The sequence below is a fragment of the Microcoleus sp. AR_TQ3_B6 genome (assembly GCF_036702785.1).
Lineage (GTDB): Bacteria > Cyanobacteriota > Cyanobacteriia > Cyanobacteriales > Microcoleaceae > Microcoleus.
The window spans coordinates 1-21,158 of record NZ_JAUBVJ010000079.1; the positions used below are offsets into that span (position 1 = coordinate 1).

9 protein-coding genes and 2 pseudogenes are annotated in these 21,158 nt (G+C 46.6%); 6 read left to right on the forward strand and 5 right to left on the reverse strand.

From position 1 onward, the window contains the following. The 4 genes and pseudogenes from QUB56_RS28115 to QUB56_RS28130 all read right to left on the reverse strand — a co-directional run. Positions 1-8,035 (reverse strand): non-ribosomal peptide synthetase/type I polyketide synthase (locus QUB56_RS28115; protein ID WP_332959592.1); only part of this gene is annotated, 8,035 nt, incomplete at its 3' end. Positions 8,036-8,119: 84 nt separating this feature from the next. Continuing rightward, positions 8,120-11,797, reverse strand: coding sequence for a MupA/Atu3671 family FMN-dependent luciferase-like monooxygenase (locus QUB56_RS28120; protein WP_332959593.1), 3,678 nt, complete (start codon positions 11,795-11,797; stop codon positions 8,120-8,122). 90 nt (positions 11,798-11,887) lie between these two features. Further along, complete coding sequence (locus tag QUB56_RS28125) at positions 11,888-12,418, reverse strand: hypothetical protein (RefSeq protein WP_332959594.1); 531 nt, start codon at positions 12,416-12,418, stop codon at positions 11,888-11,890. Between the two features lie 215 nt (positions 12,419-12,633). Beyond that, positions 12,634-12,849: pseudogene (locus QUB56_RS28130) on the reverse strand (cinnamycin family lantibiotic); the annotation flags it as partial. Between the two features lie 606 nt (positions 12,850-13,455). On the opposite strand from QUB56_RS28130, the gene QUB56_RS28135 reads away from it, so the two are divergent. The 5 genes and pseudogenes from QUB56_RS28135 (at position 13,456) to QUB56_RS28155 (ending at position 19,747) form a co-directional block, all read left to right on the forward strand. Further along, a complete protein-coding gene (locus QUB56_RS28135) occupies positions 13,456-13,590 on the forward strand; it encodes a hypothetical protein (RefSeq protein WP_332959595.1) in 135 nt (44 codons plus the stop codon). A gap of 520 nt (positions 13,591-14,110) precedes the next feature. Continuing rightward, complete coding sequence (locus QUB56_RS28140; protein WP_332959596.1) at positions 14,111-14,365, forward strand: hypothetical protein; 255 nt, start codon at positions 14,111-14,113, stop codon at positions 14,363-14,365. Between the two features lie 765 nt (positions 14,366-15,130). Next, the gene (locus QUB56_RS28145; RefSeq protein ID WP_332959597.1) at positions 15,131-15,415 is read left to right on the forward strand and encodes a hypothetical protein; all 285 of its coding nucleotides are present in this window, start codon (positions 15,131-15,133) and stop codon (positions 15,413-15,415) included. A 472-nt stretch (positions 15,416-15,887) separates the two neighbouring features. Continuing rightward, positions 15,888-17,432: pseudogene (locus QUB56_RS28150) on the forward strand (IS5 family transposase). Positions 17,433-17,578: 146 nt separating this feature from the next. After that, positions 17,579-19,747, forward strand: a complete 2,169-nt coding sequence (locus QUB56_RS28155; protein WP_332959598.1) for an ATP-binding protein — start codon at positions 17,579-17,581, stop codon at positions 19,745-19,747. 389 nt (positions 19,748-20,136) lie between these two features. Here QUB56_RS28155 and QUB56_RS28160 read toward each other — a convergent pair whose 3' ends face one another. After that, entirely contained in the window at positions 20,137-20,640 is a 504-nt protein-coding gene (locus QUB56_RS28160; protein WP_332959599.1) for a transposase, read from the reverse strand. Positions 20,641-20,866: 226 nt separating this feature from the next. Here QUB56_RS28160 and QUB56_RS28165 point away from each other — a divergent pair, with 226 nt between their 5' ends. Next, positions 20,867-21,079 (forward strand): hypothetical protein, encoded by a 213-nt coding sequence (locus QUB56_RS28165; protein WP_332959600.1) that lies wholly within the window; start codon positions 20,867-20,869, stop codon positions 21,077-21,079. Positions 21,080-21,158 lie beyond the last annotated feature (79 nt).

The following is a 21,158-nucleotide window of genomic DNA, read 5'->3' on the forward strand; positions in this document are numbered from 1 at the left end:
GCAGTTTGACCTGATGGTCGATACGTCCCAGGTACTCAATGTTGCCGTCACTCTTGTAGCGAGCCAAATCCCCAGTCTTGTAAAGGCGTGCGTTTGGCTCTTTGCTCAAGGGGTTGACAATAAACTTTTGCGCCGTTAGCTCAGGGCGATTGAGGTAGCCTCGCGCCAGTCCCGCACCACCGATGTACAACTCGCCTGGCACTCCCACAGGCACAGGCTGTAAGTGTTCATCTAACAGATAAATCTGTGTATTGGCGATCGGGCGACCAATGGAAACTGAACCCTCGGTGCTGTCAACCCGATCGACCGTAGACCAGATGGTAGCCTCTGTAGGACCGTACAAATTCCACAGAGAAGCACCCTCTTCGACTAATTGATTAGCTAGCTCACGCGATAGGGCTTCCCCGCCGCATAGTATTTTCAACTGATGGCTACCCGACCACCCGGCTGCTAGCAACAGTCGCCAGGTGGCTGGAGTCGCCTGCATCACCGTAGCGCCACAATTATTCAACCTCTCTAATAACTGGGTGCCGTCATTCGCGACGGAACGGCTGAGTATAACTAGACGCGCACCTACGCTCAGGGGGAGAAATAGTTCCAGAGCTGCAATGTCAAAGGATAGAGTTGTGACGGATAAAAGGGTATCTTGGTCTGTCAGTCCTGGGCAACGCCGCATGGATGTTAAGAAATTGACTACAGCGCTGTGCAAGATTTGCACTCCCTTAGGTTTGCCTGTAGAACCCGATGTGTAGATGGCGTAGGCTAGATTATTACCCGTGACGTTGCTCGTCGGGTTGCTTTGGTCGCTTTGGGCGATCGCTTCGGAGTCTAGATCTAGGTAAACTACATGAGTCCGGCTCTTGGGCAACATACCAACGATGTCTTGTTGCGTCAGTAGCACAGGCGCTTGTGAATCTTCCAACATGAAGGTCAAGCGCTCAGAGGGATAGGCGGGGTCGAGTGGCACATAAGCTCCACCCGCTTTGAGGATACCCAACAGTCCTATTACCATCTCTAGCGATCGGTCTATACAGATTCCCACCAATACCTCTGGTTTTACCCCCAGTGCTTGCAAGTGGTGTGCCAGTTGATTTGCACGGCAATTCAACTCCCTGTAAGTTAGTTGCTTATCTTCAAAAACCACCGCTACTGCATCCGGCGTCTGTTCTACTTGCGCCTCAAATAGCTGATGGATGCACAAATCCTGAGGAAACGCTAGATGGGTATCATTCCACTCAACAAGTAGCTGGTATCGCTCAGCGGCTGTCAGTATTGGAAATTCTGAGACTTGTTGCTGGGGATTGGCTACAATCCCGGTAAGTATTGTCTGAAAATGCCCGAGCAGGTGCTCAATCGTGGCACTGTCGAATAAGTCTGGATTGTAATCGCAGCTCAACTCCCACTCGCTATCTATTTCGAGGACATTCAAGCTGAGATCGAATCCAGTAAAACTGATGGGGGAAGGGAATAACTCTGTTTCCAGTTCAAACATTTCTGGTACAGCTACAGGTCGATCCAAGTTAAAAGTTGCTGTAACGATAGGAAACATACTGATGTTCTGGTTTCCTTTTAACTTGTCGAGCAACCTGGCAAAGGGATAATCCTGGTGGTCAAAAGCATCTAACAATAATTTTCTGAAAGCTGTTAGATGCTCCGAGAAAGTCGAACACCCGACGACGCAACTTCTTAAAGGTAATAGGTGGGTACAGTAGCCAACAAGCTTTTCACTGCCCTTGAGAGACCGTCCTGTAACAGGAATACCAACTACAAGATCGTCTTGACCTGTTAACCGATAAAGTAAAAGCGTGTAGGCCGACAGGAGGGTCATAAATAGGGTACAGCTTTTCTCTGCGCTGAACCGTTTAACGTCACTACAAAGGTTGGCATCAAGCCGTATAGTTTGCCTGCTACCCCTATAAGTCTTTATTAGTGAACGAGGACGGTCAGTCGGTAAGTCTAAGACAGGAATTGAGTTCGCAAATTTCCCCAACCAGTAGGATTCATGACTTGCCATTTCTTCAGTTTGGCTTTGCTGCTCTTGCCACTCTATATATTCTCTAAACTGCTTCGGTGGCTCAAGTTGGCAAATTTTTCCCTGACACTCAGCGGTATAAAACGCACCTAATTCTTGTAGGATTACACCCATCGACCAGCCGTCTATAAGAATATGATGAGCCGTCAATACCAGCAAGTGAAGTTGTTCTTTTAGCTTGAGGATATGGATGCGAAAGGAACTCTCGTGGCTAAGGTCGAAAGGTTTTTGACTTTCTTGTCTAAACCACTCAGCAACGTCGGACTCTCGGTAGCGAGAGTCCACACTTGAGAAATCAATCAAAGGAACGTCTACCTTCAGAGTGGGTAAAATCTCCTGAAAATCTCCTTGGTCACTAATAATTGTCCGTAAAGTCTCATGGCGTTCGACAAGTCTTTGCACAGCCTGACACATTGCACGCAACTGAAACGGACCTTTTAATTGAAGGCTTGTGTAGACGTTGTAAGCGAGGGAACCCTCGTCCCCTAGTTGGGTCAAAAACCACAGTTGCTTTTGAGCCTCAGTTAAGGGTACTTTCTCTGCCTCCTTTGCTACTAGTTCTTCTGTGGTGAGGAGCGTAGTTAAAGACGCAGAAGCTAGCACAGCATCCGTAGGTGCAGAGGGTTTTGTTAGACTGCTGGATGATCCATTCAACCCCTTCTGAACCTCTGGAAGTTTTCCCAAACCTTTGGGCAGGAAGCCTCCCGCTCGTAGCTCATCTATGCTGTCCTTGACCGCCTGAATCACATAATTAACATCTGCATCGGTATGTGCGGTGGACAGAAAACAGTTACGCCCTTCCCAGATATAAACACCCTTTTCAAGCAGGTGATAAAACAGCAAATCCAGATTCCCCGAGAAGGTAAAGCGAAACAGCGAACCAAAATGCACGATTCGGATGGGCACATCCTCGGCTTCAAAGTAAGTATTCAAAGTTTCGGCTAACTGCGATGTGCGTTGATTTAACTGCTGCTGAAGGGCGGAGCCTTGTCTTTTGAGATGGTTAAGTACCGCCCGTGCCACAGCCATCGCCAGAGGATGCTTGTTAAAGGTTCCTGCGAAAAATGTCTGTTCCGCCTGAGGATACGAGGCATCTCCATAGTTCCACAAACCCCCATCGATTCCATTCATGTAGGTCGCCTTGCCAGCTACGACCCCAATCGGCATCCCACCACCAACAACCTTGCCATAGGTTGCGATGTCTGCTTCAATGCCAAACCACGCCTGGGCGCCCCCAGGGTGGATGCGGAAGCCTGTGAGGACTTCATCAAAGATCAGTGCTGTTCCTGTTGCTTGTGTCCATTGCCTCAACTGCTGTAAAAACTCTTTGGGTTGCAAATCAGGTCGGCGACTCTGCACAGGCTCAACCAGCACAGCAGCCAATTCGTGAGCATGGGCTTGCAAAATATCAATGGAGTTGGGATTCTCATAATCCAGCACCAGAACATCTTCAACTGCGTGCTGAGATACTCCAGGAGCGATGGGTACAGCACTGATTTGGCTGTTCGACCCTGCTGCCAAAACTCCGTCAAAATGGCCGTGATAAGAACCAGCAAATAGAGCAATTTTGCTACGACCTGTCGCCGTGCGTGCCAGACGTAGCGCTGTCATAACTGCTTCTGTACCTGAATTACAGAAGGTTACTCGCTCCATGCCTGTCAGTTCACAGATCAAATCAGCAACTTCACCCGCCAGATTCGACTGTGAACCGAATTTTATACCAAGCTTTATCTGCTCTTCTAGGGCTTCAGTAATAAATGGTGCAGCATGACCAAAAAGAAGCACCCCAAACCCCATTGTGATGTCCACATACTCGTTGCCGTCCACATCCACCAATCTGGAACCTTGCGCACTTTCTCCAATGATGGGATAGAGCATCTCCTTGATAGAAAGGCGGAACCCTGCCACAGCTCTGCTATCGGCTAAAACCGGGTGATAGGTTTGCTTCCGTCGTTTCGATTCCTGAGTGCGTTTGGTGTAACGTGCTATCAATGCCTCCAAGTGTTGCTGCTGACGAGGAGCTAAATTTTTCTGCGCTCCTGGCTCGATCGGTTGGAACGGAACGCACAGTTCATCAGCCGTTTTTCTTAGCTCTGCATTGGCTGATGTATTCTGAAATGGAGCGTCAGCTGACGGTATGGAGCGATTCGCTAAGTCGGATGGCTGTGTCTTTAATGGTAGCGATCGCTCCGGTGGCAAACGGCTATTGCTCAAGACATTCAGCTGTTGAGATATTACCTTAGAGACTACTTCTAGCTGCTGTGCCATGATACGTTCTAGCCCGACCTCAGACATTAATTTCCCGTCTTCAATATCCGGTGTCTGATTCTGGCTTGCTTGTTTTGGCGCGTTTCCTCCAACCGATCGAGTTGTCTGCTCAGAGGGTACAACTGGCTCAAACTTAGGTGGAGAGGAATTTTCCCAAGCAAACGCTGGAGGGAGGGTTTGATCTATATAAGTCGCCAGTGCATTAGTTGTGGCTAATTCTTCAAACAACTGTCGAATAGTCACTTTAATCCCAAAAGCATTTTCAATGGCTCGAACCGCCTCCATCAGGACAAGTGAATCAGCCCCCATTTCTGTAAAAGGAGCATCCACCTCTATTGCAGAAGGGTCTGCTTGTAGCAAGTTTGCCATCCGGATACGCAATGTTGAAAGGATCTCATCCCGACGATTGGTATTGGGTGTCGGCTCAACCTGTAGACTAGATGCTTCAACTGCTAATTTCTGACCATCCATAGCGCTTGTTGTTTCAACCCAGTAACGCTGTCGCTCGAAGGGATAGGTTGGGAGTGACAGGCGACTTCGTGAATAGTCCCGGTCAAATCCGCTCCAGTCCAAATCCGCACCCAGGAGGTAAAGCCGAGATAAGCTTTCTAGCAACGCCTGCCAATCATCCTTGCCCTGCTTCAAAGAAGGCAACCAAGAACTCTTTCCTTTTGGTAGACACCTCTTGCCCATGCTCAGCAGGGTAGCGTCTGGCCCCATCTCCAGAAATATTTCATAACCTTCCTCAGCCAGCACATTCATTCCAACGGCAAATTTCACCGTCTCCCGGATGTGGCGACACCAGTATTTGGCATCGGGGATTTCCCCAGGCTTGAAAATTTGACCAGTTACATTGGAAATCAGAGGAATGTGCGGAGCTTTAAACTGTACCTGGCGTGCAGTCTGCTCAAAGGCATCCAGCATCGGTTCCATCAATGGTGAGTGGAAAGCGTGAGAGACATTCAAAGGCTCAACAGCAACTCCCTCGGACTGCAACCGATCGATTACAGCCTGCACAGCCTCTCTTTGTCCCGAAATCACGATGTTCTTAGGTCCATTGACAGCCGCAATCGCCACCTTTTCTGTATGTGTAGCAGCAGCGACAGCTACCCGCTCCTCATCCGTCAATACAACGGCCATCATCCCATCACTGGTAAGAGCTTGCATCAGCCGTCCCCGTTTGGCAGCTAGCTTGAGTCCCTCTTCAAGGCTGAATACACCAGCCACACAGGCTGCTACGTATTCACCGATGCTGTGACCCATGACGGCGTCTGGTACAATGCCCCAGGACTGCCACAATTCAGCTAAGGCATACTCCAGAGCAAATAGCGCTGGCTGGGTGTAGGCTGTCGAGTGCAACAGGTGAGACCGATCGGACGCTGGATAAAGAACTGATAACAGCGGCACTTCTAGATAGGGGCGCAGCAGTTCGTCGCATCGCTCCAAGGTTTTCCGAAACGTAGGCTGAGTCTCATACAGCTGGTGTCCCATGCCAACGAACTGCGAGCCTTGACCGGTGAATAAAAAGGCTATCTGCGGACGAGTTCTACCCTCTAGATGACCGCTCACTAGGCCGACGCTTTTATTCCCGGCAACAAAGGCACCCAGCGCGCCTTGCAGCTGCACGGTAGATTCAGCTATTACTGCGGTACGGTGGGCAAAATGCGATCGCCCAGTATTGGCACTGAAGCAAACATCTGCCAGGGAAACTCCTGGAGTAGAGTCCAAGAAAGCTTGATAACGGCACGCGAGCGAGCGCAGCGCTGTCTCTGTTTTCGCCGATAGGGTCAACAAATGAACGGGACGTTCGATGTCACTGTGTACTGGCTCAAGAACAGGCGCTTCCTCGATAATTACATGGGCGTTAGTTCCCCCCATGCCAAAAGAACTAATCCCTGCTCGCCGCCAGCCTTCCGAGTCCCAAGGACACAACGAAGTATTAACCTTAAACGGTGTTTCTGCAAATGGAATAAACTCATTAGGCTTCTCAAGGTGGAGACTCGGAGGCAGCTGACGGTGTTGCATGGCTAAAATGACTTTGAGCAACTGTGCCATTCCGGCAGCTGGCTCTAGATGCCCGATATTCGTTTTAACAGAGCCAATGGCACAAAACTGCTTGCGATCTGTGTACTTGCGAAAAGCCTTCGTCAACCCTTCAATCTCTATTGGATCGCCTAAAGAAGTGCCAGTGCCATGAGCTTCAACGTAAGAAATAGAATCTGCTGATACCCCAGCCACCTCCAAGGCACGACAAATTACCTCAGCCTGAGAGCGCGGATTTGGAGCCGTTAGTCCGTTTGTGTTGCCACCGTGATTAACAGCCGAACCCTTAATCACCGCATAAACTTTGTCCCCGTCCTTTAAGGCACGACCCAGAGGTTTGAGCAGCACCGTTCCTGCGCCTTCTCCTAAGACAATACCATTAGCCCGCCGGTCGAACGTTTTGCAGCGTCCATCTGGTGAATGCGCCTTCATGCGGCTCATGGCAATATAGTATTCTGGCGACAACAGAATGTTTACTCCTCCCGCTAGAGCTACTGTACACTCCCCTTCTCGCAGGCTTTGACATGCCATATGCAGTGTCACCAGCGACGAGGAACACATTGTATCCACCAATATTGAAGGACCGCGAAGGTTGAGAAAGAATGAAACACGGTTAGCGATGATGGCATTTTGATTGCCTATCCCAGCCGCGTGATCCAATGGTGTCAGAGCAGGCGCGATGCGTTGGTAATAGCCATTATTGCTACAACCAACAAAAACACCGACTTCAGTCTGAGCTAGTCTCTCTGCCGAGTATCCTGCGTGTTCCAAAGTTTCCCAAGCAACTTCCAAGAAAATCCGTTGTTGCGGATCTATCAGCTTGGCTTCTCTGGGTGAGATGTTGAAAAACATAGGATCGAATTGGTCAACGCCATCGATGAATCCTCCCCAACGGGAATAAGTCTTGTTTGCTGCCTCAGGATTGTCGTCATAATAGGTGTGCCAATCCCAGCGATCGGTGGGAACCTCACGGACTGCGTCTTTGCCTTCACGCAGTAGCTGCCAAAACGACTCCAAGTCTGGGGCTTGAGGGAAACGACAGCCCATGCCAATTACAGCAATATCGTCTTCCCGTACAAAATCGTTAACTTGCTCAACCTTTCTTTGGCAAACCTTCGCAGATGAACTGGTTCCAACTGGTTGTTTTTCAAATGTGGTAGCCGATAATTTAGACTGTTCCCCGTTAGCGGGCATATATTCCTTTAACTTCGTCCCATGCCTTTGAACTAGATGTTCAGTAAGTTCGGCGATCGTAGGATATTCAAAGAGTAGGGTGGGAGAGAAAGAAATACCAAGAATGTCCCCCAAAGTAGCCATAATTTCTATAGCTTTGAGGGAATCGATCCCAAGGCTGTGAAAGCTATTATCGAGGGGAATCCGGCTCGGCTCTATACGTAAGGAGTTTGCAATCTGCTCCACAATTGTTTCTCGGAGCCAACGCAGCAGTGAGCGGTTATCAACATGTGTATCGATTCCGGTCTTCTGCGCCTCTGTTTTGATGGGGGTGCTAAGCGCTTGTAGTGACAAACGGTTATCAATAGTTGTATCCGTGCGTTGGTTCTGCACATCGGCTTCTGGCAGGGTATGAGAATCTTGCAGCAATAATTGATACCGCTCTGCCTCAGTTACCAGCGATAAAGAAGGCTCCATATGATAGTGATTTTGGATTAAATTATTATCGGTAAAACTCATAACAGAAAATAGTTTCAGCTAAATGGAATTCAAGAGAAGTAGCAGTAATCAGGTTTAAGTAATGCGACCCCTTTGTAAGGGGTGTTAGCTTCCTTTTCCTACCATCAACACCTGTAGCGATGTTAAAGTGCTAGCACTTGACGGATGCGTTGTTAATTGTTGCACTACATCGGGAGTGCAATGCAACAGAGAAACAGAATGCTTTTCGAGCATTGCTTGCAGGTGAATAACTTCTTGGCTGGTTTGGTCATTGCTGCCTTCACTGACACCATTAGCCAGCTTTCTGAGTATGTTTAAAGAGTGAAGATTTGCTAAAACTGAATCGACATCAACTCCAAAATCAATTAAACAAGCAATCTCATCAACGCCAATTTCCTTTAGACGCTCAACCATTTTCCAACAGGTGCTTGGTGTCCCAAATAAGGCACTTGTTTGGAAGTATCTCTCAAAGGCATAAGCAAACAGGTTGTCCTGTTCGGTTTCGGTCAACTCGTCAAGGCTCTTAGAGCCATGTCGCCACAAATCGACAGAACTTTTGAGATATTCTATGAACGGTTCCCGAACCTTGTTGCGAACAAGCTCCATGTCTTCGCCGACGAAGGTATGCAGCATTAAAGTTACTTGACCGCAATTCGGATCGTGACCATGTTTTGCCCGTGACTCACGGTAAATGGCTATTTTTTCAGCCAATTCTTCTATGGATTGGAAAAGAAGGGCAGTCAAGATGTTGGCACCACAGGCACCAGCTTCCATAAATCTTTCTTGACCACCACTACATGTTATCCAAACTTTTAGCTCCTGTTGAATGGGCAGGGGATAAATTTTGATCTCGGTATCTTTACCAACGCCATTGGCAACTGAGATTGCTTCCCCCTGCCAGAGTTTTTGCACTGTTTGCATATCTGAAAACAGGACTTCTTTGCTATTGGCGTAGGTATCCGGTGATAAGACAAAGTCGTTGGGATTCCAACCTCTGGCAAAGGCAAGATCTACTCTGCCCTGTGACAAGTTATCTACAACAGACCATTCCTCAGCAACTCGAATTGGATTATGCAATGGCAATACAACACTGCCAGCTCGTAAGCGGATTCTTTCAGTAACCAATGCGAGTGCAGCACTTACAACAGATGGATTCGGGTAAAGACCACCAAAGGGGTGAAAATGACGTTCTGGTATCCAGACGGCTGTAAAACCATTTCTATCGGCAAACTTTGCCCCTTCCAGCACAAGTTTATATTTCTCATTGGAAAACTCAGCCTCGTTACTGGAGAAGTAAAACAGGCTGAATTGCATTCCTTTGGTTGGTGCCTGACTTTGGGTTTGAGGAAAGACTGTAGTGATTTGGGGCTGGGAGAGAAAGACAACTTTAGCACCGCGTGTGAGCGTCCAAAACACTTCCAAAAGAGAGAGCGTCTCAAAATTGCTGACTCCTGTTAGCAAGGTATCCGTTGGTTGGCAACCAACGCGGTTATCCATTCGCCTAAAATAGTCAACGACATTTTTGTGAGTGAGAATTAGGTTGGAGGATTGATTTTCAGATTTAGCTGTATAAGCTACGCAGGCTAGACTTTTTCCAACAGCCTGAGCGCTCAAATTTTCATCACTTTCCTCTTCCAGAATATCAGCCTTCGAGTCTAGATAGATTTCCTTTGACCCCAGAATTGACAAGAATTTGAGCAGCCCTGCTTGAGGCACCAGTATTGGTATTTGACTATCTCCCAACACCGAAGCGCTCTCTTGTGCTGAATCCGACATCTCCAAGGGGACATAAGCCCCTCCAGCTTTCAGAATGCCTAATAATCCCACCACTATTTCTGGGGTTCGTGCCATGTAAATACCTACCCGCGAACCCGATTCAATACCCTGTTTCTGTAAATAATGAGCTAGCTGATTGGCTCGTTGATTCAACTGTTGATAACTTAACTGTGTCTTTTCACAAACCAGAGCTGTGGCATTGGGCGTCTGCTGAACCTGTTGTTCAAACAGTTCATGGATGCATTTATCTTGGAGTAGCTGGTCAAATTTAGCATTACTGCTAGCTACAATATCCAAAGTCCCAGCTAGTAAACGTTCCTTGCAAGCATAGCGCTGAATCTTTCCACTAGAAGTCTTCGGAATACTCGCAGTCTTGAGCAACAACACAGAATAAACTTCCAGTTCATGCTGCTGGGACACCGCTTCACGGACGGCTCCAACCACCTCATCCACATCCAAATTTCGGAGGTAATTACGCTCAACCTCTTGAGCAATTACCAGCCGCTCTTCGCCCTCTACCTCCACCGAAAACGCCGCACCGCAACCTGACCGCAGTGCCGGATGACTTTCACCTACCGTCAGTTCAATGTCTTGAGGATAATGGTTGCGCCCCCGAATAATAACTAAATCCTTTAGCCGACCCGTGACAAATAGCTCGCCGTTATGCAAAAATCCCAGGTCACCAGTGCGCAGGAACGGCCCTTCGCTTGTATCTGCTAGGTAAGCTTGAAAAGTCTGTTGGGTCTCCTCTGGTCGCCTCCAATAGCCCTGCCCCACACTCGAACCTGACACCCAAATCTCTCCTACTCGATCAGATAAAGACTGAGTTAAGGATTCGGGGTCAACAACAACAATTTTCTGGTCTAGCCAGGTCTGACCACAGCCGACGATCGCCCGAGCCTCTTCTTGCTCACTGGCAGTAGTCACTACCCGGTTCTGCTCAAGTGCTGTCCCCTTGACATGGTGAACAACAGGTGGTTCCGTTTTCAAACCCCCGGCAACGAATAAAGTTGTCTCAGCCATCCCGTAGCAGGGGTAAAATGCTCTGGTGCTGAAGCCACAGGAAGCGAAAGTGCGAGCGAACCGCTCCAGCGTATCTGCGCGGACAGGTTCAGCTCCGTTAAAAGCGACTTCCCAGCTACTTAGGTCGAGAGTCGCCCGCTGTTCTGGCTTAATCTTCCGAACACACAGCTCATACGCAAAATTCGGTCCGCCACTAGTAGTAGCTTTGTAATGAGAAATTGCTTGGAGCCAACGAAAAGGCTTTTGTAAAAAGTCCACTGGCGACATAAGTGTCACTGGAAACCCGCCGTAGAGGGGCTGTAGCACTCCACCAATCAACCCCATATCATGGTAAGGTGGCAGCCAGATTACACCCCGGCTATTGGTCGTATGGTCAAAACACTGATGAATCAGAGCCGAATTGTGCAGTAGATTGCCATGACTGACCATTACCCCCTTCGGCGTACCCGTAGAACCCGAAGTGTACTGGAGAAAAGCCAGGGTTTCACTGCTCAATGTCGGTTCCTGCCAGTCTAAGGCCTGGTCGCTGGCGATGTTATCGGTTGCCAGCCAGCGCAACGCAGCTAATTCTGGATTCTGAGCAAATTGATCCCTGATATTTGTCAACAAGGATGTAGTGGTGAGTGCCACTGTTGCTTGAGAAGAAGCGACAATCGCCTGTAGTCTAGACATATTCTGATTACGCCGGGGTGGATAAGCGGGCACAGCAATAAACCCGGCATACAAACACCCAAAAAACGCGGCAATGAACTCCAAACCCGGTGGGTAGAGCAACAAAGCAAGGGAGCCAGCCGCTCCAAAGCTCTGAAGCTGGGTGGCGATCGCCCGAGCCTGCCGCTCCAATTCTTGATAAGTCAGGCTTGAGCTTTCTGTTTCTCCATCCTGTAGAAAGGTAAAAGCTAATTGAGCAGACTGGTGTAGCGCTCTGTAACGCAGGAGATCTACTAGCGTGGAAAATTTAAAATTATTGAAAGAGTCGACCATATTGTTTCTCCTACAAAATTAAAAGCTAGCTACCTTGAGTTCCATGAAATAAGGTTCCTCTCAGACATTCATAAGCCGGAATGGTTGAGGCTAAAACTGGCGTCGTTCTGCTAGCCAATTTTCCAATGCTTTTCTGCGACGCTGTGCTGATTCTGCTAGTCTTTGAACATCTCTTTCTCGGTCTGATTGGAACAAGTCCACTATTTTGGCTGTCAAAACAAACACCGCTCTTTGTTTCACTACAGTAGGGACAATTGATTGATGAACTTGCCATATAGAAAGAGGTCTCCAACCGTGTAATATCGGTTGTTCCCTACCCCTAACCTTCAAGTTTGGAGGTTCTTGGATAGCGCAATAAGCTTTGTTAGTTTCGCTGGCAATTTTCTTGAATTGAAGCATTTCAGCTTCTAGCTGATTCCCCAAATCGTTAATACGCTCAGCTAGAGAAGTTAGCTGTTGAATTCCTTGAGTTATCTCACTCTTTAGAGACTGTCGCACTTGCTCTTTTTGTAGTTCAGCCAGCTTTTCTTGTTGCTGGGCTAGAGCAGCTACGTCGTTTTGCAACTGGGCTAAATCAACATATTCATCAATTTCAAGTTGTTTGAGTTGAATTTGAAACATTGGAAAAAGTGCAAAATAAATTTTGTAAAATAGTTACGCAAGAGATTTCAAATGCCCCCTTGCTTTTTGCCTATGTCGTGTTGTCAAGCCAAAACTCAAAATTTTCGCGGGAGCTTTAGACTTTTTACAAAAGTTTATATTATCGACAGAAGCATATAATAGTTGGTAGACGGTAACCAACCGATGTACCTATGAGGGTGCGAGGCTAAATTACATCAGAAACTACTCGCGTCGCAGCGGATACTCCACCCCGAGGCGCAAGTGGTGCGACATTGAGCCAGGGGTGCGAGTACGCCTGTATCGTCACTGACTAACTCGACAGAGGACATATCTTGCTTCGCCACTGGCGTGGGCAACACGAGGTCTTTGCTATCCGTCGGTAAGCCAAATGCTTCGGGGTTAGACTTAAGCTCATGGCAGAACTCACTATCAACTACTGCACGCTACAACAGCTGATCTCGGTAATTAACGGATGGTTTTTTTAAACACATTAGCAAGCAAATTATTAGTAGACTAACTCCCCTCAAAACAGATTATTCTTAATTCATCATTTGTGCAATTGCATTTCATACAAGCTTCCCATCTGCTCGTCCCACTTTTCTCACTCTACAGACATATTTAATGGATAGAGATAGGTAAACAATTTTATTTAAAAAAAAAATAGTTATACCGTCTCTGCCAATAAATTTTTTATGTCTTACGGGTGATGTTATTGATAAATTAGTATGTAGGTAGTAAAATTACTTAGGATTTGCTGAATAATCGATCGAATTTTACCTGATCTGTGTTAAGAAGTGGTGCGGTTGAGAGAAGCGTGCAAGAAAAACAGGTAAAATAGAGGAAAACCTGTGCAGAGCCACCTGCGATCGTGCACAAAAAGTTGAGCTTGTTCCCCTCCCACCCTTAAACTTTGAACTAGCTTTCCTGATGTAAATTGTCAGCCCTCAAAGGTTGGGTAAAAATGGCCCAAATAATCCCGTAGAGTGAATTTGAACAGGAGTTACGCAGTTGAACTAAAAATGGGGTAGAAGGAAGGCATGAATCCACCTAATTACACTGCTATTGAATACATCAACTTTCTGATTGCATACAGTTGCACGGAAGCGGAACGAGTTCAACCAATAACCGAGAGTGTGGCAGCACATGATGCCATCAATCGCTTGCTGCATTGACTGGAACCCGATCCGAACGAGCTTTGGCAGGAGGCTTCTGCCTCGGTTGAGTTGGAGCAAGGGATTTTGGTGGCGGACGATACGATGCTAGACAAGTGGTATGCCAAACAGATGGGCTTAGTCAGTCGGCAATGGTCTGGTAAGTACAAGCGCGTTGTTCAAGGCATCAATCTGACCAGTCTGTTGTGGTCGGATGGGGAAAACACATCCCTTGCGACTATCGATTGTATGAGAAGGCCGTGGACGGGGCGACCAAGAATGACCACTTTCGAGCCATGCTGAACACCGCTCGCGGAGCGAGGGTTCAAGCCCAAGTGTGTCGCCTTCGATAGTTGGTTTAGTTCTTTAGCCAACTTTAAGTTGATTGCCAGCTATGGCTGGACTTGGCTGGCTCGACTCAAATGCAATCGCTTGGTTAATCCCGTGAACCCTGCCAATCGAATTATTAGTGACGTAGCCGAAAGCCGCCAGCGGGACGGTGGTTCCTCTCAAAGGCTATGGCTTGATCCGAGTATTCAAGATGGTTGCCCCAAACAGTGACATTGACGAATGGGCTACCAATGATTTAAAGATGAGTCCCTTAAAACGCCAGCAGTGGGCAGAGTTTGAGTGGTTGATCGAGGAATACCACCGTGGTCTCAAGCAATGCTGTGGGGTTGAAAAAGCCCAAGTGCGTTCTGCTGGCGCTCAACGCAATCACATCGGTGGGGCTTTTGACGGCTTGACAACCCCGTCAAAAGCCCCAGCGATGGCGAATTTACCGAACTTGAGCTAAAAAAAGATGAGTCAAAATTGTTAAGTAGCCCCACCAAGAAATAATGTTACCTCAGTTTTAGCAGATCCATCTAGAAAAACAACTCCAACCCGCAGAATACCTGACCCTAAAAATTCTGGTATATTTGTTACAGCTCTACAAACAAGTTAGTATTGAATTATTGGCTTCTGTCTGGCCTTATCAGATTCAGTTTGAAAGTCGCAGGCGCAGCCTACAAAGATTTCTCAAATCGGACTGCCTTGACTATTAGCGCTTGTGGTTCCCGATCCTTCGAGCAATATTGAAGGAAAAATTTAAAACTGGAGTTTAGACTAAAGAGTACGATCACCCTCAAGGAAAAGTGAGCTCGCCACAGCACAATCGAAGGGATGAGAGAACCAACAACAGGCAAAAAAATACCGGGTCAACTCTGCTTGAGTTGATCCGGATAGCGGAAGATAGAGAAGTCTCACAAACCCGATCGACCGCTATGAATAATGTTGTCACGATGGTTGCAAGAGTTTCGTCAAACCATCTACAACAATCTACGTAAAGGGCAAGATGCTACCTTTGAGTTAATGGATGCACTCTTGTTGACTAGAACAGCTCAAAGTTTAACCGACTTATCATTATCTTGTGTGTTTTGCCGTCACTGGCCAAGCGTTTACAAAGTATTACAAGACACTCGACCTGATCGACAACAATTAATGAAACTTTACATCCAACAATTCCCGCGCTCGGAACGAATTTTCCTCGCGGGCGACCATACGAGGAAAGTCGAGATCGTTGGCCAAAACACTGAAAGAACGTACCTACGAACATTCCCCATCACAACTGTCCGGGAGCCCGGTGACTGTAGGATACGGTTACAGTACATTGGCGTGGATACCTGAAGCACAAGGGAGTTGGGTCTTGCCACTGTTGCACGAGAGAATTACCAGTTGGGACAGTCCAATTTCTCAGGCTGTTCAACAATTATCGAATGTCAGTTCTTACTTGCCGTCAAGAGCGCTATCGTTGTGGGACAGCGAATACGGCTGTGCGCCGTTTGTCAATCAAACAGCAGAATAGTCGGTCGATAAACTGATGCGCCTGCGGTCGAATTTATGTTTTTGGGGACCACTGCCTGCTTATGGAGGGCGAGGTAGACCTAAAGTCCACAGCGAGCGATTCAAACTCAATGACTCTACAGCTTGGAGTTCTCCCGCACCACAAGTTGAGGTGGATGACCCAGATTTAGGTCAATTGCGAATACAGGTGTGGCACAATTTACATTTTCGCTTGTCCCCCTCTCATTAGATGTCGATTCTGTTGGTGAAACGACTAGCTGCTGATGGCTCTACCAGGATTGCGAAAGCCAATGTGATTGGCGTTTGTCGGGTTAAAAATGCCTGCTGTCACAGAAATTTGGCGACTCTATTTAGGGCTTGCCGAAAAATCCTAAAACCTTTACAGAAAAAGACTTTGACTGGTTTGAACGCTCTGCGTGTGCAAGCTTATGAGCTAAAATCTGTCCAAAGCCTAGTACAACATCACTTTCGTAATGTACCGAAAAGTTGACCCAACCCCAAACCCGCCATCCAACTTTGACTTGCCTTTTGAGGGGCAATTGTTAGAAGATAATCGTTGGGTAATCATGGCGAAACTAATTCCGTGGTCAGCATTTGAAGCAGAATATGCTCAACACTTTTCCGTAGATATGGGAGCTCCAGCGAAATCTTTTCGGATGGCATTGGGAGCATTAATTATTAAAGAAAGGTTAGGAACTAGCCTTCGCGAAACAATAGAACAAATCAGAGAAAACCCATACTTACAATACTTTATAGGCATGACCAGCTATAGCAGTCAAGCACCCTTCGACTCATCAATGTTGGTTCATTTTCGACAGAGAATAGGTGTCAACAAGGTCAATAAAATCAATGAAAAAATGGTCAAAGAGCAGACCGAAGCACCAGGCAAAGTAGTCGATAAAAATTCATCAGACATCAGCGAGCCGAAAAATCAAGGAAAATAAATATTAGACGCAACCTGCGCGCCAGCCGACATTAAATATCCTAACGACTTAGGAATATTGAATCAAGCCAGGGAACAAACCGAAAAAATCATAGATGCTTTGCACACTCAAATTCAGTCACCCGTAAAAAAAAAAACCAAGAACTTATCGAAACCTAGCGAGAAAAGAATACTTGACAGTAGCAAAGAAACGAAGACCCTCACAAAAAAAACGAAGAAAAGCGATTAAGGAACAACTTCAATATATCAAAATAAATTTAGCTCATATCGAGGCTATGGGTGAGCTAACGTGGCTGACTAAATATTATTATAAAATGCTATTAGTAGTCACAGAAGTCTACCGTCAACAGTTATGGATGTATGAAAATAAAACACATAGTATTGAGGACAGAATAGTAAGTTTAACACAACCACACATCCGCCCCATCGTCAGAGGGAAAGCTGGGAAATCCGTTGAGTTTGGGGCAAAGCTGTCAGCCAGTTGTCGTAACGGATACGTGTTTTTAGACCGAATTAGTTGGGATAATTTTAACGAGTCTGTAGACTTAAAAAAACAAGTAGAAGAATTTAAACGGTTCACGGGATTCTATCCTGAATCAATTCATGTAGATCGAATTTATCGAACCAGATCAAATCGAGCGTGGTGCAAAGAAAGAGGGATTAGAATGAGTGGCACCCCTCTAGGAAGACCCCCGACAAATATCAGCAAGTCAACGAAAAAACAGGCTCAGTCAGACGAGAGAATTCGTAACACGGTTGAGGGAAAATTTGGGAGTTGCGTAAAAGAAGATTTAGTCTTGGTAGAGTGATGGCTAAACTTTCTAATAATTCTGGTACAGCCATCGCCATAACTTTTCTGGTAATGAATCTTTCCTCCCTGCTACGGCAGGCTTTTTGGCTTTTTTTCTGTCTATTTCACAACAAAAACCTTTGCTTAGGTTTTCTGCCTTTAAAGATGAGAAATAATTATGTTTTGTCTAAAAAAAATGAGGATAATTTATATTTTTTAGATAATAGCAAATTCACTCATCTTTCTAAAGGCTGTTTTCAGCCTTTTTCAGCAAGCCCTACTTAAAAGAAGGGGTTGGGATTGGCAAGGGAGAAGGGACTTACAATCAAATTCCAACTGGTTCGGTAAACCCACTTTCTCTAAGTCAAACAGCCGGAGTCACAATCAAACCAAATGGGGAAAGAAATGGGTCAGACTATCCAAAAACAATATTGCCTCAACAAAAAACAAATCCTGCTTTTCCCACCCCAACCTCAACATTCAACTTGCACGATTTCCTCATCAGCCCTAACTGTCAAGTATTTATCTTAGACCGAGAGGGACGCTCTGTTGCTTGGAACGAGGTAACTGAAACAAAACCGTCTGTTTCTGCTGACCGCCATCCGCGAGGATGCGCCCGAGCTCTGCAACAACAAGTAATCCAGCTTTCCACAGAATATTTGCTCGAACATTTTGGCAGCCTCGCTGCTATTAACATCAGCCAAAATCTTAACTTTACTGCCCGCAACTCACTATACTTGCTGCAAGTCAGACCTTTTAAAAACTCGAAAGGCTTAAATTGGCTGATTGTGGCAGTTGTACGCGAAACCGACTTCACCCAAAAAGTTCAGGCCAACACCCGCAACACTATTTTGCTCGTGCTACTGGCTTTGGTTCTTTCTATCTGCCTTTTGCTGTCCATTTCCCTAAGAATAGAACAGCGGTTGCAGCGGTTAAGTTCGGCGACAGAGGCGATAGCTGGTGGCGACTTCGACTCAACAGTTTCAGGTAGTGGCGTTGCCGAAGTCGAAGCCCTAGCTTGTGCTTTCGAGGGCATGAATTCCCAGTTAAAAGCATCTCGCAAGCGGTTAGAAGAATATTCTGGCGATTTAAAACGGCAAGTTGCACAGAAAACAAAGGAACTAAAACAAGCTAAAATTGCCGCCGTTCGTGCCAATCGCGCTAAAAGTACCTTTCTGGCGAACATGAGCCACGAATTGAGAACGCCTCTCAATGCTATTATCGGCTTTGCCCACCTTCTTGTCCGCTCCAAACAAACTGCCCCGGAACAGCAGCCGAGTTTAAATATTATCAATCGCAACGGCGAGCATTTGTTGAAACTAATCAACGATATTTTGTCGCTGTCCAAAATTGAAGCTTGTCAAATCACCCTCGAAGAAACTGCTGTTGACTTGTACAGTTTGCTCTCGGACTTAAAACTTTTATTTCAGCTCAAAACTCAGTCGTCGGGCTTGCAAATTGTTTTTGAACGCAGTTCTGATGTGCCGCAATACATCCGAACTGATGAAAGCAAGCTGCGTCAAGTTTTGATTAATTTATTGGGGAATGCTGTTAAATTTACGAAAGTGGGTAGGGTAAAGCGGACAGTAAAATACCTCCATTTATTGGCTAAAAAACCGCTATCCAAATTCTTTATCCAGTTTTCTGTGAAGGATACAGGCCCCGGCATTGCGCCTGACGAGCTTAGCAGTTTGTTCAAGCCGTTGGTGCAAAAAACAACTGGCAAAAAATCACAAACGGGAACGGGCTTGGGATTGCCCATCAGCCGCTCTTTCGTCAAGCTGATGGGTGGCGATATCAAGGTCAAAAGTTCTGTGGGGAAAGGAACGGTTTTCAGTTTTTACATTAAAGTGAGTCGTGCAACACAGAGCGAAGTCCGTGACATCCAGCCTCAAAAACAAGTGAGTGGACTGGCACCCAACCAACAAATGTATCGCATTCTGGTAGCGGACGATGAGTCGGCAAATCGGTTGCTGCTAACTCAGATATTGAAGTCGGCTGGCTTTCTTCTGTGGTTCGCGGATAGCGGAACTGAGGCTGTTAACTTGTGGCGAAAGTACAAACCGCATTTAATTTGGATGGATTTGAAAATGCCGCTTTTAGACGCCTTTCAAGCTGCTCGAAAAATTCGTTCTCTGCCTGACGGTTCTAACACTAAGATTATTGCTTTGAGCGCTAATGCGTTTGTTGAAACCAAGAAACTCGCTTTGTCGAACGGCTTCGATGACTTTGTTGCCAAACCGTTCCGAGAGGCAGTAATTTTTGAGAAGATGGCGCTTCATTTGGGAGTTCGCTATATCTATGAAGAGGAGTCACCGAGGAAGTCCGAACAGGATGAGCCTGCCCAGCAACTGACTCCTGAGTCGCTGGCTCGGTTGCCGAGGGAGTTGATTGAGAAGCTTTACAAAGCAGCCGCTTGTGAAGACGACCAAGCGGTAAGGCTGTTGATGGAGCGAATGGAGCTGTCACATCAGCAAATTGCTGCGGCTCTGACCAAGTTAGTTGATAATATGAGCTTGGATATTATCAGCGATTTGACTCTGAAGTGCATTTCGACCGATTGTACGATCGCCCAATCACAAGACAATTCTCAAAGTTAACTCCCTGTTTAGAAACCGTACCTCAGATATCGATATATGAAGTTGGTTGGTTCACGATCGCGCGTATTATCAGAGTAGCGCGCCACCCAGTCTTTTCGTTCGAGTCCATTCAAAATCCCGGTGATAGTTGTACAGTTGACGACAGATCGAAGGTTTGAATAGCGATCCACTGACCAGCACGTTATAGTCAATAACGAATCCGATCTCACTCATTGAGAATAGACTTTGACATACTCCCCGCTCGCTCAGAGACGGGGATTCTAAGCTCAGATAGCAATTGCGAAGCCTGTCTAACATCGCCTAACGCGCGCGGTCGATGCCCCAACCGCACAAATATTTTTAGCTGCGTTTTCATCCCATCCGTTCACCGATTGGCAGAACGGACAACGCTATTGACGAAGTGACAAATCCAACTCTTTCAAGACGTGCCCACAAGTCGAGCAGGTTTTAAAACTTGGATACCATTGATCGATGAAAACGACTTCTTTCCCTTTCCAGGTTGCGACCCATTCGAGGATCTTCAGGAATTCTCCGAACGCCAAATCCGATATCTTGCGACCCCATAAACGCTGTATTCGTTTCAGATTCAACGTTTCAAAGCAAAGCACATCAAACTGATTCGTTAGGTCGTGTGCGAGTTTCCAGAACCAATCAGAGTGGCGATTCACTACGTTTTCATGCTTGCGAACCAGGTTCAATCTGGTGCGTTCCCGGTTTGCAGAACCTTTACGCTTTTTGGAATGCTGGCGATTGGCTTTCTTGATGGCATTAAGCGATTGTTGGAGAAATTGCGGCGATTCAATCTGAGTTCCATCAGAACAAGTGAGAAACATCTTTAAGCCGAAATCAAATGAGCGCGATTCTACTCGTCTCGAATTTGGTTTGCGGCTCATCAACGCAGTCTACAATGATGACCATGAATAGCTCTCCCAAGGTCGTGCGCTTAATCGTCAAGGTTTTGACAGTGTCCTCAAGGGTTCTAGAGTTCCAATACTGATAAACACGATTCCGAATCTTAATCCGGTTGCCACGAAAGAATTTGTAGCCCGCTTGTTTCAGGGTAAACGATTTGTATCGTCTAATCTTCTTGAAGTTGGGCGGTCTGACTCCTTTCTTGTGATGTTTGAAAAACAGTTGGTAGGCTTTCTCGATCCGCTGACAGATATCCTGCACCGCTTGAGAACCAACCGATTGCCAGAACGCTTTACGCTTTCTCAGCTGGGCAATATGAGACTGAAGTTTGCTGTAATTCAAGTGCTTACCCCACATCCGGTAGTACCTTTTGTGGAGCGCAATGCAATGGTTATAGATCGCCCCAGCAGCATTAATTGACCGCTTGAGATGCTTATTCCGCTTGCTTTGATATAGCTGGAACTTTAATGTCTTCATGCTATATCAAAGCAATATTTCC

Coding starts and splice junctions, on each gene's coding strand:
- QUB56_RS28125 (WP_332959594.1), bottom strand. CDS start 12,418: ATGTTTCAAATTCAACTCAAACAACTTGAAATTGATGAATATGTTGAT.
- QUB56_RS28140 (WP_332959596.1), top strand. CDS start 14,111: ATGGTTGCCCCAAACAGTGACATTGACGAATGGGCTACCAATGATTTA.
- QUB56_RS28120 (WP_332959593.1), bottom strand. CDS start 11,797: ATGGTCGACTCTTTCAATAATTTTAAATTTTCCACGCTAGTAGATCTC.
- QUB56_RS28135 (WP_332959595.1), top strand. CDS start 13,456: ATGAATCCACCTAATTACACTGCTATTGAATACATCAACTTTCTGATT.
- QUB56_RS28160 (WP_332959599.1), bottom strand. CDS start 20,640: ATGAGCCGCAAACCAAATTCGAGACGAGTAGAATCGCGCTCATTTGAT.
- QUB56_RS28165 (WP_332959600.1), top strand. CDS start 20,867: ATGTTTGAAAAACAGTTGGTAGGCTTTCTCGATCCGCTGACAGATATC.